The 17272-nt window shown below is 70.0% G+C and carries 14 protein-coding genes and 1 tRNA gene; 4 read left to right on the top strand and 11 right to left on the bottom strand.

Going from position 1 to position 17272, the window contains the following annotated elements:
- Positions 1-30: 30 nt before the first annotated feature.
- From SSQG_RS14120 to SSQG_RS14105, 4 genes are all read right to left on the bottom strand, one after another.
- Positions 31-1467, bottom strand: coding sequence for a GH1 family beta-glucosidase (locus tag SSQG_RS14120; protein WP_003990449.1), 1437 nt, complete (start codon positions 1465-1467; stop codon positions 31-33).
- 98 nt (positions 1468-1565) lie between these two features.
- Positions 1566-2471, bottom strand: a complete 906-nt coding sequence (locus tag SSQG_RS14115) for a carbohydrate ABC transporter permease (RefSeq protein ID WP_039935050.1) — start codon at positions 2469-2471, stop codon at positions 1566-1568.
- A gap of 12 nt (positions 2472-2483) precedes the next feature.
- Entirely contained in the window at positions 2484-3497 is a 1014-nt protein-coding gene (locus tag SSQG_RS14110) for a carbohydrate ABC transporter permease (RefSeq protein ID WP_003990447.1), read from the bottom strand.
- 5 nt (positions 3498-3502) lie between these two features.
- Positions 3503-4828, bottom strand: coding sequence for an ABC transporter substrate-binding protein (locus tag SSQG_RS14105; RefSeq protein ID WP_003990446.1), 1326 nt, complete (start codon positions 4826-4828; stop codon positions 3503-3505).
- A 397-nt stretch (positions 4829-5225) separates the two neighbouring features.
- Here SSQG_RS14105 and SSQG_RS14100 point away from each other — a divergent pair, with 397 nt between their 5' ends.
- Positions 5226-6281, top strand: coding sequence for a LacI family DNA-binding transcriptional regulator (locus SSQG_RS14100; protein ID WP_003990445.1), 1056 nt, complete (start codon positions 5226-5228; stop codon positions 6279-6281).
- A gap of 90 nt (positions 6282-6371) precedes the next feature.
- Here SSQG_RS14100 and SSQG_RS14095 read toward each other — a convergent pair whose 3' ends face one another.
- From SSQG_RS14095 to SSQG_RS14075, 5 genes are all read right to left on the bottom strand, one after another.
- Positions 6372-7562, bottom strand: a complete 1191-nt coding sequence (locus SSQG_RS14095) for an MFS transporter (RefSeq protein ID WP_039932676.1) — start codon at positions 7560-7562, stop codon at positions 6372-6374.
- A gap of 97 nt (positions 7563-7659) precedes the next feature.
- A tRNA-His gene (locus SSQG_RS14090) sits at positions 7660-7732 on the bottom strand.
- 115 nt (positions 7733-7847) lie between these two features.
- Positions 7848-8450, bottom strand: coding sequence for an oligoribonuclease (orn, locus tag SSQG_RS14085; RefSeq protein ID WP_003990443.1), 603 nt, complete (start codon positions 8448-8450; stop codon positions 7848-7850).
- 131 nt (positions 8451-8581) lie between these two features.
- Positions 8582-9868: a helix-turn-helix domain-containing protein gene (locus SSQG_RS14080; RefSeq protein WP_039932674.1), complete on the bottom strand. Its 1287-nt coding sequence runs from the start codon at positions 9866-9868 to the stop codon at positions 8582-8584.
- A 377-nt stretch (positions 9869-10245) separates the two neighbouring features.
- Positions 10246-10578: a hypothetical protein gene (locus SSQG_RS14075; protein WP_003990441.1), complete on the bottom strand. Its 333-nt coding sequence runs from the start codon at positions 10576-10578 to the stop codon at positions 10246-10248.
- Positions 10579-10938: 360 nt separating this feature from the next.
- Here SSQG_RS14075 and SSQG_RS14070 point away from each other — a divergent pair, with 360 nt between their 5' ends.
- The gene (locus SSQG_RS14070; protein ID WP_003990440.1) at positions 10939-11466 is read left to right on the top strand and encodes a universal stress protein; all 528 of its coding nucleotides are present in this window, start codon (positions 10939-10941) and stop codon (positions 11464-11466) included.
- Between the two features lie 162 nt (positions 11467-11628).
- Here the strand turns inward: SSQG_RS14070 and glmS are convergent, their stop codons facing one another.
- Together glmS and SSQG_RS14060 are read right to left on the bottom strand one after the other, a co-directional pair.
- A complete protein-coding gene (glmS, locus tag SSQG_RS14065) occupies positions 11629-13446 on the bottom strand; it encodes a glutamine--fructose-6-phosphate transaminase (isomerizing) (protein ID WP_003990439.1) in 1818 nt (605 codons plus the stop codon).
- A 13-nt stretch (positions 13447-13459) separates the two neighbouring features.
- The gene (locus SSQG_RS14060; RefSeq protein ID WP_003990438.1) at positions 13460-13717 is read right to left on the bottom strand and encodes a hypothetical protein; all 258 of its coding nucleotides are present in this window, start codon (positions 13715-13717) and stop codon (positions 13460-13462) included.
- 186 nt (positions 13718-13903) lie between these two features.
- Here SSQG_RS14060 and SSQG_RS14055 point away from each other — a divergent pair, with 186 nt between their 5' ends.
- On the top strand, positions 13904-15469 hold the full coding sequence (locus tag SSQG_RS14055) for a purple acid phosphatase family protein (RefSeq protein WP_039932673.1): 1566 nt from the start codon (positions 13904-13906) through the stop codon (positions 15467-15469).
- 156 nt (positions 15470-15625) lie between these two features.
- Positions 15626-17215, top strand: a complete 1590-nt coding sequence (locus SSQG_RS14050; protein ID WP_003990436.1) for a beta-N-acetylhexosaminidase — start codon at positions 15626-15628, stop codon at positions 17213-17215.
- Positions 17216-17272 lie beyond the last annotated feature (57 nt).

Below are 17272 nucleotides of genomic sequence, written 5' to 3'. Positions count from 1 at the left end.
CCCGAGGTGGCTGAACCGCCCCCGACGTGGCTAGACCGCCCCCACCTCCGGCAGCGTCCCCGTCCGCGCCGCCCGTCCGTACCAGCGGGCGCTCGTCTTCGGGGTGCGTTCGAGTGATGCGTAGTCCACGTACACCGCGCCGAAGCGCTTGCCGTAGCCGTACGCCCACTCGAAGTTGTCCAGCAGGGACCACAGGAAGTAGCCGCGGACGTCCGCGCCGTCGGCGATCGCGCGGCGGACCGCCGACAGGTGGCCGTGGAGGTAGGCGACCCGCTCCGGGTCGTGCACCCGGCCGTCGGAGTCGATCTTGTCGTCGTAGGCCGCGCCGTTCTCCGTGATGTACAGCGGCAGGCCCGGGGCCTCGCGCGTGTAGCGCATGATCAGCTCGTGCAGGCCCGTCGGGTCGACCGTCCAGCCCATCTCCGTGCGGTCACCGGGGGACTGGTGGAACGCCACGTCGTCCACGCCCGGCCACGGCGAGTGCTCGCTCGCGCCGTGACCGTCGGCGCGCGGACCCTTCGTGTTCGGGTCCGCCGCCGACACCAGGGAGGGCGTGTAGTAGTTGAGGCCGAGTGCGTCCAACGGCTGGTTGATCAGCGCCAGATCGCCGTCCAGGACGTAGTCCCAGTCCGTGACCCCGGCCGTCGCCTCGTACAGCGACTCCGGGTAGGCGCCGTGCAGGATCGGGCCGTGGAAGACCCCGCTGGCCAGGTCGTCGATCTTCCGGGCCGCGGCCAGATCCGCCGGATCCTGCGATAGCGGCCGCACCGCAGCCGAGTTGAGGGCGACCGCCACCTGGTTGCGGGCCGGCATCACCGACCGCAGCGCGGACGCGCCCAGCCCGTGCGCCAGGTTCAGATGGTGCGCGGCCCGCAGCGAGGCGGCCGGGTCCGTACGGCCGGGGGCGTGCACACCGGAGGCGTAGCCGAGGAACGCGCTGCACCACGGCTCGTTGAGCGTCATCCACTGCTCCACCCGGTCGCCGAGCGCCTCACCGACGATCCGCGCGTACTCGGCGAAGCGGTGCGCCGTGTCCCGCTCCGGCCAGCCGCCCGCGTCCTCCAGCTCCTGCGGAAGGTCCCAGTGGTAGAGCGTGACGGCCGGCTTGATGCCCTTCGACAGCAGCTCGTCGACCAGCCGGCGGTAGAAGTCCAGGCCCTTCTGGATCGCCGGGCCGCGCCCCGTCGGCTGCACCCGGGACCAGGAGACGGAGAAGCGGTAGGCGTCCAGGCCCAGCTCCGCCATCAGCGCCACGTCCTCGCGGTACCGGTGGTAGTGGTCGACAGCGATGTCACCGGTGTCACCGCCCTCGGTCTTGCCCGGCGTACGGCTGAAGGTGTCCCAGATCGACGGCGTACGGCCGTCCTCCCGCACCGCACCCTCGATCTGGTACGCGGAGGTCGCCGCGCCCCAGAGGAAGGCGGGAGGGAAGGTCACCGGAGTGGCCGGGTTCTCGGAGTCAGGCATGGAAGCGCTCCCAATGGAGGTCGAGGAGACCGACGGTGGAGGGGGAGGGGAGGATGAGGGGCCGGAGCAGCGCTGACCCGGCCCCCGGGAACAGGGGGTCAGCCCTTCACGGCACCCTGCATGATGCCGCCCACGATCTGCTTGCCGAAGATCGCGAACACCAGCAGCAGCGGCAGCGTGCCCAGCAGCGCGCCCGCCATGATCAGGGACTGGTCGGGCGTGTAGCCGCGGCCCAGACCCGCGACCGCGACCTGTACGGTCGGGTTGCCCATCTGGGTCAGCACCAGGAACGGCCACATGAAGTCGTTCCAGGTCTGCACGAACGTCAGCATCCCGAGCACGGCCATCGCCGGCCGCGCCGCCGGGAACACCACGTGCCACACCACCCGCCAGCTGCTCGCCCCGTCGACCCGGGCGGCCTCGATGATCTCGTCCGGCAGCGCCTGGATCAGGTACTGCCGCATGAAGAACACACCGAACGCGCTCACCAGCGACGGGAAGATCACCGCCTGCAACTGGTCCGTCCAGTCGAGCTTGGCGACCATCATGTACAGCGGGATCACACTCAGCTGCGGCGGCACCATCATCGTGCCGATCACGACCAGCATCAGCGCGCCACGGCCCCTGAACCGCAGCTTGGCGAAGGCGAAACCGGCGATCGTCGACAGGAAGACGATGGTCAGCGCCGAAGTGCCCGCCACGATCGTGGTGTTGAAGAACGCCTCACCGAGGTTGGCCTCGTTCCAGGCGATCTCCAGTTTGTCGAACAGACCCGAGCCGAACCAGAACGGCGGCGGCGTCTGCGCGAGCCGCTGGTTGTCACGCGAGGCGGCGATCGCCGTCCACACCAGCGGGAACAGCGACACGATCGTGAACACGATGAGGATCGCGTACGCGATCGGACCGCCGTGCAGCGTCCCGCCGGCCCGCGCGGACTTCGGCAGCCGGGGGCGTGTGGAGCCCTCGACGGGCTTGGTGTCCGGGGGCGTCACAGTCGTCGTCACGGCCACAACTCCTTAACTACTGGCGCGCAGCCGGCGCGAGATGACGTAGTTGACGATGCCGACGACGATCAGGATCAGGAACATCGTCCAGGCGATCGCCGAGGCCCGGCCCAGGTGCTGGGCCACCCAGCCCTGCTCGTACAGATACAGACCGAGCGTCTGGAACTGGTGCTCCGCCCCGCCGGACGCGCCCTTGTTGACGTCGAACAGCAGCGGCTCACCGAAGACCTGCGAGGCTCCGATCGTCGAGACGACGGTGGTGAACAGGATCGTCGGGCGCAGCGCCGGCAGCGTCACATGGACGAACTGCTGCCAGCGGTTGGCCCCGTCCAGCGCCGCCGACTCGTACAGGTCCTGCGGGATCGCTTGCATTGCGGCGAGGTAGATCAGCGCGTTGTAGCCCGTCCAGCGCCAGATGATGATCGTCGAGACGGCTATCTGCGAGGGCCACTTGTCGTTCTGCCAGTCGACCGGGTTGACGCCGACCATGTCGAGCACCCAGTTGATCATGCCGTAGTCGCGGCCGAAGAGCAGCACGAACACCAGCGAGGCCGCGGCGATCGACGTCGCGTACGGCGCGAGCATCGCGACCCGGAAGAAGGTTGAGGCCCGCAGCTTGTAGTTGAGGATGTGGGCGATGCCCATCGCCATCAGCAGCTGCGGAACGGTGGAGATGATGCCGATGGTCAGGGTGTTCTTCGCCGCGTTCCAGAAGAACTCGTCGTCGAAGATCCTGGTGTAGTTGCGCAGCCCGACCCAGTTCATGTCGGTCGGCGCGGTCAGCTCCACCTGGTGCAGCGAGGCCCAGCCCGTGTAGATCAGCGGGAACAGGCCGAACGCGACGAACAGCAGGAAGAACGGGGAGACGAAGGCGTACGGGCTCCAGCGGATGTCCCGCTGCCAGCGCCGGGACAGCCGGTCCCGGCGCCGCCGCTCCTGCTCCGCCCCCGCGGTGTCCCCGGGCGGGCGGCCCGGGGCCGCGCCCCCCTCCACGGGGGGCGCGGCGGTGTCGTGACGGGTGGCCATACGGGTCACTGGTCCAGCTTGTTGTCGATGGACTTGATCGCCGACTCCCAGGCATCCTTGGCCGACTTGCCCTTCGTCGCCAGGATCACGCCGTTGTCCGACAGACCCTGCATGATGATCTGGTCCTTCGGGCCGATCACCTGGACCGGGGCGGACTTGGCGGCCGCCGCGAAGATCGGGCCGATCTTCTGGTCACCGGTCATCTCGTTCGTCGCGCCGGTCACTTCGGGCATGGTGTAGGCGGACGGGGCGCTCGGGAAGCTGGCCTGCACCTTGAACAGCTTCGCCTGCTGCTCCGGCGCGGTCAGCCAGGTCACGAACTTCTGGGCCTCCTTCACGTGCTTGCCGCTCTTCGGCACGGTGAGGAAGGTGCCGCCCCAGTTGCCGCCCTTGGGCGCCTCGGCCACGGCCCACTTGCCGGCCGCGTCCGGCTTGGCGTAGCCCTTGATCGTGCCCAGCATCCACGGCGGGCAGGCGATGGTGGCGAACTTGTTGTTGGCGATCGAGGAGTTCCAGGACGGCTGGAACTGGGTCTCCGACTGGACGAGGCCCTTCTTGGCGGCCTCCGCGGTCAGGTCGAAGGCGGTCTTGACGGCCGGGTTGGTCTTGTAGATGACCTTGCCGGAGGAGTCGTAGAACTTCTCCTTCTCGCTGCCCAGGATCGCGTTGATCAGGCCGCCGGGGGAGTCCATGAAGAAGGTGCCCTCGGGCGCCTTCGACTTGTAGCGCTCACCGACGTCGACGAGCTTGGCCCAGTCGCCGGCCCACAGCTTGCCGACCTCGGCCGGGTCGCTGGGCAGACCGGCCTGCTTGAAGAGGTCCGTGCGGTAACAGATCGCCATCGGGCCGACGTCGGTGCCGAGGCCGATCGTCCTGCCGTCCTTGGTCGTGGCCTGCTGCCACTTCCAGTCCAGCCACTTGTTCTTGTCCACGCCCGGGGCCTTGGACATGTCCTCGAGCTTGTCGGCCTGGGTGGCCGTGACCTCGGAGATGTTGGCGACTTCGACGGCCTGGACGTCGAGCAGGCCGCTGTTGGTGGTGAGGTGGTTCAGCAGCGCCGGGTAGTAGTTCTCGTTCCGCTGGACGACGTTCTGCTCGATCTTGATCTTCGGGTTGAGCTTCTCGTACTCGGCGTAGAGACCGGCCTCCTTGAAGCCCATGGTGCCGAAGAGCCCCACGGAGATCGTCGTCTTGCCGCCGCTGTCGCCCGACGAGGAGTCGGAGCCGTCGTCCTTGCCGTCGTCGGCACAGCCGGCCAGCAGCCCGGCGCCCAGCGACGCGACGGCCGCGACGACCATCGCCTTGCGGGCGGTTCGGATGCGTGCTCGCATGTCGTCCTCCTGTTGCCCTGACGTGCCGACCCCCCGGCCAACTGCATGTTGGACCCGTTTTTCACTCGCTTCGGCGCGGGCGGGGAACGTGCGGGTTGTGTATGTGTCAGGTAGTGTGGGAGCGCTCCCATCAGTGATGTGTTGAAGGTTCGCGGGTCGGGGCGGGGGTGTCAAGGGACCGGACAGGGAGATATGCGTTCAGTTATCGGGCTGTTAACTGGCCCCGGACCGGGACCGGTTGCCGCCCGGGGTGGCGGTATCCAGCCAGTCGATCAAGCTCGTCCGGTGGAAGCGGAAGGCCTGGGGCGGCAGCCCTCGGCAGCGGTCACTTCCATCGGCGGGCCTGTTAAATTCCAGGCCAGCCGCAGAGTGCGGGTCTGGACGGGAAGGCGGAGCCATGGCAAGCCACGGAGCGCGGGGCCGAAGCGGTGGCCGGCCCACCCTCGAAGAGGTGGCGGCGCGCGCGGGTGTCGGGCGCGGCACGGTCTCCCGGGTGATCAACGGTTCGCCGAGGGTCAGTGACGCGACCCGGGCGGCGGTGGAGGCCGCCGTCGCGGAGCTCGGCTACGTCCCCAACACGGCGGCCCGCGCCCTGGCCGCCAACCGCACGGACGCGATCGCGCTGGTGGTCCCCGAGCCGGAGACCAGGTTCTTCGCCGAGCCGTACTTCTCGGACATGCTCAGGGGCGTCGGCGCGGAGATCTCCGACACGGAGATGCAGCTGCTGCTGACCTTCGCGGGCAGTGACCGGGAGCGGCAGCGGCTCGCCCAGTACCTGGCCGCCCACCGGGTGGACGGTGTGCTGCTGGTCTCGGTCCACGCGGACGACCCGCTGCCCGACCTGCTGGCGCAACTGGAGATCCCGGCGGTGATCAGCGGTCCGCGGTCATCGGCGGAGACGCTGCCGTCGGTCGACTCGGACAACTACGGCGGTGCCCGCCAGGCCGTCGAGCACCTGCTGTCCCGCGGCCGCCGCCGGGTGGCCCACATCACCGGCCGCCTCGACGTCTACGGCGCCCAGCGTCGCGTCGACGGCTACCGCGACGCCCTGAGCGACGCGGGCCACGGGGTGGACGAGGCGCTGATCGAGGCGGGTGACTTCTCGGAGGAGGGCGGCCACCGCGCCATGCGGGCGCTGCTGGAGCGCCACCCCGATCTGGACGCGGTCTTCGCCGGCTCCGACGTCACCGCGGCCGGTGCCCGCCAGGCGCTGCGCGAGGCGGGGCGCCGCATCCCCGACGACGTCGCGCTCGTCGGCTACGACGACTCCGCCATCGCCCGCCACATGGACCCGCCCCTCACCAGCGTCCGCCAGCCCATCGAGGAGATGGGCCGCCGGATGATAGACCTCCTCCTCACCGAGGTCGCCGACCGCCGCCCCCTGGCCTCCCGGGGCCTGGACCGACGCCAGATGGTCCTGGCGACGGAACTGGTGGTGCGGTCGTCGTCGTGACGGCCCGTCACCCGGACCGGCCGACGCTCGTGGAACGGACCACCGGCGCCGCCCCGGGCTCACTCAGACGGCGCCACCGAACGGGTACGGTCACGTCCTCGCCGGTACCGGCCGGCGCAGCAGGTAGGCGGCCGCGACCGACACCAGCACGGCCATGCAGGCGATGAACACCAGCCCAGCACCCTCCAGGCCGATCGGGCGGGTCAGGAGGCCCACGCCGATCACGGGGAGGGAGATGCCCGCGTAGGCCACCACGAACAGCGTCGAGATGACCTCCGCGTGCTGGCGCTGTGGAGAGGCCCCGGCCACCTCGGAGAGCGCGCCGCGGAACGCCAGCCCTTGTCCGACCCCGCCGACGACCGCGCTCAGGACCACCAGTGCCATGAGGTCCCACCGCAGCGCGCCCGCGAGCAGCACCAGCCCGGCGAGGAGCCCGGCGCAGCCGAGGGGGAGTGAGCGCCGTGCGCCGACCGGGCCGACCGCCAGTTGCCCGGCGGTGGAGGAGAAGAAGGCCAGCGCGACGACCAGACCGCTCACCGCGTGGTTGTGCACGTTCAGGGACCGGGCGAGGAAGTCCGGGCTGACCGAGGTGAACAGCCCGAGCAGTGCGAAGCCGACGAACGAGGCGATCGCCGCGGGCGCGAACACCGCCCGCACCTGCGGGGGCAGCGCGGGGCGCTGCGGCCGTACGGTGCGCAGCGGCTGCCGCTCCCGCACGGTCTCCGGGAGGCGCAGCACGACGAGGGCCGCCCCGGCCACCAGGATCAGGTGCGTGACGAACGGCAGGTACAGCGGCCAGTCGGCGTACTGCGCGAGCACTCCGGACAGCAGTGGACCGCACCCCAGTCCGCCCATGTTGGCGGCCGTCGCCACGAACGTGGCGCGGGAGGCGCCGCCCTCCGGCGCCAGTTCCATCACATAGGCCGTGGCGGCACCGGTGAACAGCCCGGCGGACAGCCCCGACAGCAGCCGTCCCGCGAACAGCCAGCCCAGCCCGGTGGCGCACAGGAAGCACACCGCGCTCGCCGCCGCGAAGCCCAGTCCGCACAGCAGCACCGGCCGTCGGCCCACGGCGTCCGAGGCGTTGCCCACCAGCAGCAGCACCGCGATGACCGCGAAGGCGTACAGGGCGTACACCACGGTCACCGTCAGGTCGGAGAACCCGAACTTGGCCTGGTAGAGGGGATAGAGGGGAGTCGGCAGCGTGGTGCCGGCCATGCACACGGCGAACACGGCCCCGCCGAGCACGCACGCCAGCCACCCGCGATGTCCACCGTCCATGGCGCCGACCGTAACCCTGGCCGTCGCCACGGCCAGGACCGGCGCGCAAAAAGCTTCAGCCGGTGGCTTCTGTCGAAGCCACCGGCTGATTGCTCAGGGTGAGTGACGGGACTCGAACCCGCGGCATCCTGGACCACAACCAGGTGCTCTACCAGCTGAGCTACACCCACCATGACCGGATTGGAGATCAGTGACTTCCCCGACCGGCCGAGAAAAAGTGTACAGGGTCCGAAGGGGTGCTCGCGCCCGCCTTTCCCGGCGCCCCCCGACGGGCCCCTGTCACGCCTAATGAGCAGGCAGAACGTGCTTCGCGGCGATCGTCTTCGCGGTGTCCGAGTCGGGCCCGGGCTGCGGGACGAAGAGGGCCTCGCGGTAGTAGCGCAGCTCGGCGATGGACTCGCGGATGTCGGCGAGCGCGCGGTGGTTGCCGTTCTTCTGCGGGCTGTTGAAGTACGCCCTCGGGTACCAGCGGCGGGCCAGCTCCTTGATCGACGACACGTCGACGATCCGGTAGTGCAGGTAGTCCTCCAGTGTCGGCATGTCGCGCAGCAGGAAGCCACGGTCTGTGCCGACGGAGTTGCCGCACAGCGGGGCCTTGCCCGGCTCCTTGACGAACTCCCTCACGTACGTCAGGACCTGCTCCTCGGCGTCCCGCAGAGTCGTTCCGTCCGGCAGCTCGGCGAGCAGCCCGGACGCGGTGTGCATCTGACGCACCACCTCCGGCATCGTCTCCAGCGCCCGGTCCGGCGGCCGGATGACGATGTCCACGCCCTCGCCGAGCACGTTCAGCTCGGAATCGGTCACGAGGGCGGCCACCTCGATGAGCGCGTCGTCCGACAGCGAGAGGCCGGTCATCTCGCAGTCGATCCACACCATGCGATCGTTCATGTGTCTAACCCTACGGCGAGCCGCTCCTGGCTGAGCCGACCGTGCGGTGACCTTGTGGCCATTGGACCGGCTGCCCTGATGAACGGAGCCGGGCCCGCGGAGGCTCATCCTCCGCGGGCCCGGTCACCGGATCACGTCGCGCTGCGCTGCCCCGGCAGGCTCGCCCGGGGCGATATGTACGCCTCCCGACCGTTGTCGGACGCGGCCGACGCCGACAGCGCCGGGGGCGACCCGATCGCTCCGGCCGCCGCCGTTCGGCGGGACTGGATCGGGACGGGGTGCTCCGGGTGGAGGGAGCCGGGGGTCTGGCCCGGCTGACCGGGGTGGCCCGGGTGGCCGCCCGGCACTCCGGATCCGGGTCCGCCCTGGGCGGCCTCGGTGTCCTGGGGCCGCTCGCCCTGCGGGCGCCGGGCGCGGTACGCCGCCCGGTACGCGGCCGGGGACGAGCCCAGCTGGCGGCGGAAGTGCCCGCGCAGGGCGACCGGCGACCGGAAGCCGCAGCGCCCCGCCACCTCGTCCACCGAGTAGTCCGACGTCTCCAGCAGGCGCTGTGCCTGGAGCACACGCTGCGTGATCAGCCACTGCAGCGGGGCGCTCCCGGTGAGCGAGCGGAAGCGGCGGTCGAACGTACGACGGCTCATGTACGCGCGTGCCGCCAGCGTCTCCACGTCGAACTGTTCGTGGAGGTGCTCCAGCGCCCAGGCGACGACCTCGGCCAGCGGGTCGGCGCCGATCTCCTCCGGTAAAGACCTGTCGAGGTAGCGCTCCTGGCCGCCGCTTCGGCGCGGGGGCACGACGAGCCGCCGGGCCAGGGCGCCGGCCGCCTCGTTGCCGTGGTCGGTGCGCACGATGTGCAGGCACAGGTCGATGCCCGCGGCCGTGCCGGCCGACGTCAGCACGTCGCCGTCGTCGACGAACAGCTCCCGCGGGTCGACGTGCACCGACGGGTAGCGCTTCGCCAGCGTCGGCGCGTACATCCAGTGTGTCGTCGCGGGGCGGCCGTCCAGCAGGCCGGCCGCCGCGAGGACGAAGGCGCCGGTGCACAGTCCGACGATGCGGGCGCCCTCCTCGTGGGCCCGGCGTAGCGCGTCGAGTGCCTCCTCCGGCGGCGGAGATGTGATCGAACGCCAGGCCGGTACGACGACCGTGCCGGCGCGAGAGATCGCTTCCAGGCCATGCGGGGCGGTGAGTTCGAGGCCCCCTGTGGTCCGCAGCGGGCCGTCCTCACCGCCGCACACCAGCAGTCGGTAGCGCGGCACGCCGGCGTCCTGGCGGTCGATCCCGAACACCGACAGTGGTATGGAACTCTCGAAGATGGGGCCGCCGCTGAACAGCAGCACCGCGACGATCTCCTTGCGGCGTCGCCCGGAAAGCTTCCGGGCCACGGCTTCCGGCGCGGCAGTGGAGTCGTGGCTCATACTGCTAAGCCCCCCTCGGTGGTCGCGGCTCCTCGGTTGTGTCGCTCCTGCACGTTTCCCCTCGGTCCTGCACGAGTCCCCCGCCGTAGACAGTCAAGATCGAATCTACTGTGTCCCGTCGCGCCGAGTTGGCCGGTTCGGCACTCGGCAGATTGTCGACTTGGCAACTTGGCGTGAAGCATTCGATCACGAAGCGTTGCACTCGTGGGGCGTGCAGGGAAGTGCGCCTTGTCGCGGTGGCCAATCCACGTAGGGTGCGCAGGACCCCTGAGGCCCTTTCCGTGCAGGTCGAACGGGGGTTGGGGGGTGGTGGGGCACGGGGATGCACGGGTGCGAGAAGTTGGCTTGAAACCGACGTGCACGTGCATGGAAACCGGTCAGCTGACCGGTGTATCTCCTCCAGTGTGCCGTCCGCCACGATGCGACCCCGTTCCGGTGCGGTGGCGCCTGCCCCGGTGGGGTGCCCGGTCCTCGGCCGCCATCCGGGCCGCGCCGCGTTCGGACTGGCGCAGCAGCACCCGGCAGGCGCCCGTGACGGCCGCGAGTCCGAGGGCGGTGCCGGCGGCACCGGCCAGCGAGGTGCCGTAGCCGAGGAGCACGACCGGGACGAGCAGACAGCTGAAGGCCGCCCAGCGGACCACGTCCGTCGCGGTGTCTCGCGGCGGCGGGGTCACGCGGTCCGCCTCGGAGGCGGGGCGAGGTCCGGACATGCGTGCTCCCTGTGGCGTGGCTCACGGAGTTCAACGCTCGGCCGCGGGGCAGGTCACTGTGTGATCGGATCACCCCCTGATCACCCCCTGATCGCCCCCGGATCGCCCCCTGATCACCCGGGATCACTCCCAGGGGTAAGTGAATCCTGTGCAAACCGCCTGTACAGCGCAGCAACCATTGCGTTACGGGCGTCGCCTCGTGCATGCTCCCTGGAACCCGCACGCACGGCGGGCGAGGTCTGGGCTAAGGAGGCGTGCCGCCGTACCCTTGGGGGTATGGGGTTGGGAAGACCATTCCCGGACACAGCTCCGCCGCACACTGTTGTCCCACCCATAAAGGATCACGACGCCGAGACAGCCATGGCCGGTCACGAATTCTTCGAACCCGCGGACCGCAAGCGGCCCGTCGCCGATCCCACGGCGGCCGAGCCCCTGGCGGCGGAAGAGCCACGCCATTCCTGCGATCCCGCCTTCAAGCACGGCGTGGTCGTCGGTTTCGACGGCTCCACGTCCAGTGAGCGCGCCCTGGCGTACGCGATCGGCATGGCCCATCGCTCCAGGTCGGGCCTGATCATCGTTCATGTCGCCAACCGGCTGCCGACCACGGTGTGGGCCGGCTGTGAGCCGCCCGTCTTCGTGGACGTGCCGGACCACCGGACCGAGGTGCTCGGTCTTGAGCTGGCCTGTGCGGAGTATCTCGCCGAGGTCCCCTGGATCCTGGTCGAGCGTGGTGGGGACATCTGCCACGAACTCGAAGAGGTCGGCCGGGAGTACGAGGCCGACGCGATCGTCGTGGGGTCGACCCACGGCATCGTCGGGAGGATCTTCGGCTCGGTCGCCGGGCGGCTCGCCAAGCGGGCGCAGCGGCCTGTGATGGTCATTCCCTGACGCTGTGACAGTGGTTGACGCCGCGTCAATCGCCCAGATCGCCAAGTGAGAACGGACCCCCTGTGCGTGGTGGCAGCACGTGGGGGTCCGTTCTCTTTGGGGGCCTGTGCGGGGGCGTGGGGGTTGTTCGCGCAGTTCCCCACGCCCTCAAAGGAGGGTTGGTTACTCCACCGTCACCGACTTGGCCAGGTTGCGGGGCTTGTCGATGTCCCTGCCCAGGGCCAGGGCCGTGTGGTACGCGAGGAGTTGGAGGGGGATGCCCATCAGGATGGGGTCCAGTTCGTCCTCGTTCTTCGGGACGACGATCGTCTCGTCGGCCTTCTCCTGGTGCTGGTGGGCGACCGCGAGGATCTTGCCGCTGCGGGCCTTGATCTCCTCCAGGGCGGCGCGGTTCTTCTCCAGCAGGTCGTCGTCGGGGACGATCGCGACCGTGGGGAGGGCCGGCTCGATCAGGGCCAGCGGGCCGTGCTTGAGCTCGGAGGCGGGGTAGGCCTCGGCGTGGATGTACGAGACCTCCTTGAGCTTCAGGGAGGCCTCTCGGGCCACCGGGTAGCCCCGCACACGGCCGATGAAGAGCATCGAGCGGGCCTCGGCGAACTGCAGGGCCAGCTTCTTGACGTCCTCCTCGTGCTCCATGATCTCGGCGATCTGGGCGGGCAGCTTGCGCAGGCCCTCGATGATGCGCTTGCCGTCGCGGACCGACAGGTCGCGGGTGCGGCCGAGGTGCAGGGCGAGGAGCGCGAAGGCGACCGTGGTGTTGGTGAAGCACTTCGTGGAGACCACGCAGACCTCGGGCCCGGCGTGCACGTAGATGCCGCCGTCCGCCTCGCGGGCGATCGCCGAGCCGACGACGTTCACCACGCCCAGGACGCGGGCGCCCTTGCGCTTGAGCTCCTGCACGGCGGCCAGGACGTCGTAGGTCTCACCGGACTGGGAGACCGCGACGTAGAGGGTGTCGGGGTCGACGACCGCGTTGCGGTAGCGGAACTCCGAGGCGGGCTCGGCGTCGGCGGGGATGCGGGCCAGCTCCTCGATCATCTGGGCGCCGATCATGCCCGCGTGGTACGAGGTGCCGCAGCCGAGGATCTTCACCCGGCGGATCCGGCGGGCCTCACGCGCGTCGAGGTTCAGACCGCCCAGGTGCACGGTGGAGAAGCGGTCGTCGATGCGGCCGCGCAGCACGCGGTCCACGGCGTCGGCCTGCTCGTGGATCTCCTTGTGCATGTAGGTGTCGTGGCCGCCCATGTCGTACGAGGCGGCCTCCCACTCGACGGTGGTGGGCTCGGCGGTGGTGCGGGTGCCCTCCGTCGTGTACGTGCGGAAGTCGTCGGCCTTCAGGGTGGCCATCTCGCCGTCGTCGAGGGTGACGATCTGGCGGGTGTGGGTGACCAGAGCGGCTATGTCCGAGGCGACGAACATCTCCTTCTCGCCGATGCCGAGGACGACCGGGGAGCCGTTGCGGGCGACGACGATCCGGTCGGGGAAGTCGGCGTGCATGACGGCGATGCCGTAGGTGCCCTCGATGACCCGGAGGGTCTCGCGGACCTTGTCCTCCAGCTTGGTCGCCTGCGAGCGGGCGATGAGGTGGGTGAGGACCTCGGTGTCGGTCTCGGAGAGGAACTCGACGCCGTCCGCCTCCAGCTTGCGGCGCAGGTCGGCGGCGTTGTCGATGATGCCGTTGTGGACGACGGCGACCTTGCCCTCGGCGTCCAGGTGCGGGTGCGCGTTCACGTCCGAGGGGGCGCCGTGGGTGGCCCAGCGGGTGTGGGCGATGCCGGTCGTGCCCTTGAACCGGGCCGGGACCTTGGCCTCCAGGTCACGGACGCGGCCCTTGGCCTTGACCATCTTCAGGCCGGACGCCTTCGGGGTCGAGACGACGATGCCCGCGGAGTCGTAGCCGCGGTACTCCAGGCGCTGGAGGCCCTCCAGTAGGAGGGGGGCGACGTCACGCTTCCCGATGTAACCGACGATTCCGCACATGTACAGGTATTCCTCAGCCGTAGACGATGCGCCGCAGCTGCCGGAGCGAGAGCTCCGGCGGCGCCACCGCGCGATATTTCAGATCCGCCTCGATCCGCTCGAAGATCGCCGCGTTCACCAGGCCCTGGGCCTGGAGCTCGCGGTGGCGGCGACGGACGTACTCCTCGGTCGTCTCGTCGAACCAGGCGAGCACGTCCTGGATCACCCGCAGCGCCTCGCCCCGGTTGAGAGGCGTGGAGCGCGTCAGGTGATCAACGAGTTCGTCGTGCACTCGCTAGATCCTGAGGCACCGGCGATAGTTTCGCAAGAATCCTGCCCGGTTTCGGGCAGATGGCTGTTGGGATTCCTTGGGGGAACGTTGAAACTGTCATGAGCGCTTGTTCGTGAAGCGTCCACCGCGCGTCCCGTGTCCCGTTGCCCGAGGCGTCGATTTTAGGACGCCATGGACATTCCTCGTATGGGCGTACCCGAGCGGCTCGCCGAGCGCATGAGCATGGCCGAGCAGCACGAGTACCTGCGCGCCAGATTCTCCCGGCGCACGATGATCAGAGGCGGTGCCGTCACGCTCGGCGCCGTCGCGGGTGGCGCCTTCGTACCCGGCGCCACCGCCCGGGCGGCCGTTCCCACGGCGCGCACCGCTCCCGCGACCGAGGCCGCCGACGGCGCCTTCGTCGCTCCCTTCGGCCGCCACCTCGCCTACGGCGCCGACCCGCGCACGGAGATGACGGTCTCCTGGCAGGTCCCGGTCGCCGTCAAGAAGCCGTTCATCCGGATCGGCGCCCACCCCACGGACCTCTCCCGGAAGATCGACGCCGAGGTCCGCACCCTCTTCACCCCGGCCGGTGCCGGCGCGAGCGGCGACCACACCCAGTACTACCTCCATGCCCAGCTGACCCACCTGCGACCGGGCCGGACCTACTACTACGGCGTCGGCCACCAGGGCTTCGACCCCGCGAAGCCGCACCTGCTGGGCACCCTCGGCACCTTCACCACCGCCCCCGCGCACAAGGCGCCGTTCACCTTCACGGCCTTCGGCGACCAGGGCGTCAGCTACCACGGCCTCGCCAACAACAGCCTGCTGCTCGGCCAGAACCCGGCCTTCCACCTGCACGCCGGCGACATCGCCTACGGCGACCCGACCGGCCAGGGCAAGACCTCCGACACCGGCTTCGACTCGCGCACCTGGGACCAGTTCCTGGCCCAGACCGAGACGGTCGCCAAGTCCGTCCCGTGGATGGTGTCGTACGGCAACCACGACATGGAGGCCTGGTACTCGCCGGGCGGCTACGGCGGCGAGGAGGCCCGCTTCACGCTCCCCGGCAACGGGCCGGACAAGAAGCACCTGCCGGGCGTCTACTCCTTCGTCCACGGCAACACCGCGGTCATCTCGCTCGACCCCAACGACGTGTCCTTCGAGATCCCGGCCAACCTCGGCATCTCGGGCGGCACCCAGACCAAGTGGTTCGAGGCGCAGCTGAAGAAGTACCGGGCCGGGCGGGACATCGACTTCGTCGTCGTGTTCTTCCACCACTGCGCCTACTGCACCTCCACGTCGCACGCCTCGGAGGGGGGTGTGCGCCAGGAGTGGGTGCCGCTGTTCGAGAAGTACCAGGTGGACCTCGTGATCAACGGCCACAACCACCAGTACGAGCGCACCGACGTCATCAAGGGCGACAAGGTCGCCAAGAAGCTGCCGATCGGCGGCACGGCGTACCCCGAGACCGAGGGCGTGGTGTACGTGACGGCGGGCGCGGCCGGCCGCAGCCTGTACGCGTTCAGCGCGCCCGACTCCTACGAGGGGCACGAGCACGAGGTCGACTCCGTGGCCTCCTTCGTCAACCTCAAGGACGGCAAGCGGAACGAGACCGTCGCGTGGTCGCGCGTGCGCTACCTGAACTACTCGTTCCTGCGCGTGGACGTCACCCCGGCCCCGCGAGGCCGTTACGCCACGCTGAAGGTGCAGGGCATCGCGGAGACCGGCGAGCGGATCGACCACTTCACGGTGGCGCGCCGCGCCAAGTAGGCCCGGGCGGTCCGGGCCGGGCTTCCGCGTCCGGCCCGGGCCGCAAACGGATCTCCGCCACGGGGTGGATCGATTCCCCCGACTCACGAGAGAGTGGTCCAGACCTCTTGGAGCTCTACGGCTCATGGAAGGGACACTCCTGTGAGAGACGGCCGTGTGAGACAGCACCACAGAACGCTCCGCCTTCTCGGTTCCCTGCTGCTCGTGACGATGGGCGTCTCCGTGACGGGGGCCGCCCCCGCGGCGCAGGCATCGCCCACCCCGCTCGACCGTGTGATCCCCGCGCCCGCTTCGGCCGCGCCGGGAGGATCCCCCTACCAGATCACCCGCGGCACCCACATACGCGTCGACGACTCCCGCGAGACCCGCCGCATCGGCGAGTACCTCGCGCGGATCCTGCGCCCCTCCACGGGCTACCGCCTGCCCGTCACCGCCCAGGGGAGCGGCGGGATCCGACTGCGCCTCGCCGCGGGCCCGTTCGGCGCCGAGGGCTACCGCCTCGACAGCGGCCGCAAGGGCGTCACCATCACGGCGGCGGAGCCCGCCGGCCTCTTCCACGGCGTACAGACCCTGCGCCAGCTGCTCCCGGCCGCCGTCGAGGAGGACTCCGTCCGGCCCGGCCCCTGGCTCGTCGCCGGCGGCACCGTCACCGACACCCCGCGCTACGGCTGGCGCGGCGCCATGCTCGACGTCTCGCGGCACTTCTTCACCGTCGACCAGGTCAAGCGCTACGTCGACCAACTCGCCCTGTACAAGATCAACAAGCTGCATCTGCACCTCAGCGACGACCAGGGCTGGCGCATCGCCGTCGACTCCTGGCCGCGCCTCGCGACCCACGGCGGTTCGACGGAGGTCGGCGGTGGTCCCGGCGGCTTCTACACCAAGGCCGACTACAAGGAGATCGTGCGCTACGCCGCCTCCCGCTACCTGGAGGTCGTCCCCGAGATAGACATGCCGGGCCACACCAACGCGGCCCTCGCCTCCTACGCCGACCTGAACTGCGACGGCGTGGCGCCCCCGCTCTACACCGGCACCGAGGTCGGCTTCAGCTCACTGTGCGTCGGCAAGGAGGTCACGTACGACTTCGTGGAGGACGTGATCCGGGAGCTCGCCGCGCTCACGCCGGGCCGGTATCTCCACATCGGGGGTGACGAGGCGCACTCCACCAGCCACGCCGACTACGTGAGGTTCATGGACCGGGTGCAGCCGATCGTCGCCAAGTACGGCAAGACGGTGGTCGGTTGGCACCAGCTGACCGGGGCGACCCCCTCGCGGGGGGCGTTGGCGCAGTACTGGGGTCTGGACGGTACGAGTGCGGAGGAGAAGGCGCAGGTCGTGAAGGCCGCGCAGAACGGGACGGGGCTGATCCTGTCGCCGGCGGACCGGGTGTACCTCGACATGAAGTACACCAAGGAGACGCCGCTGGGGTTGTCCTGGGCGGGGTACGTCGAGGTGCGGCGGTCGTACGACTGGGATCCCGGGGCGTATCTGCCGGGGGTGCCGGGCGGGGCCGTGAAGGGGGTGGAGGCGCCGATGTGGTCGGAGACCCTTGAGGACTCCGGGGACATCGAGTTCATGGCGTTTCCGCGGTTGCCGGGGGTTGCCGAGCTGGGGTGGTCTTCGGCGGTTTCGCATGACTGGGAGCGGTACAAGGGGCGGCTTGCTGCGCAGGGTGAGCGGTGGGGTGCCCTGGGGGTTGAGTGGTATCGGTCGCCGCAGGTGCCGTGGGGTTCTGGCGGGCGGTGACTTGTCTGCGGGGCGGTGGGGGCTTGTCGCGCAGTTCCCCGCGCCCCTAAAAGATTG

The organism is Streptomyces viridochromogenes DSM 40736, from assembly GCF_000158955.1.
In the GTDB taxonomy this organism is placed as follows: Bacteria; Actinomycetota; Actinomycetes; order Streptomycetales; family Streptomycetaceae; genus Streptomyces; species Streptomyces venetus.
Note: the sequence above shows the minus strand (reverse complement) of the source record. Positions and strands in the feature narration are given on the sequence as shown.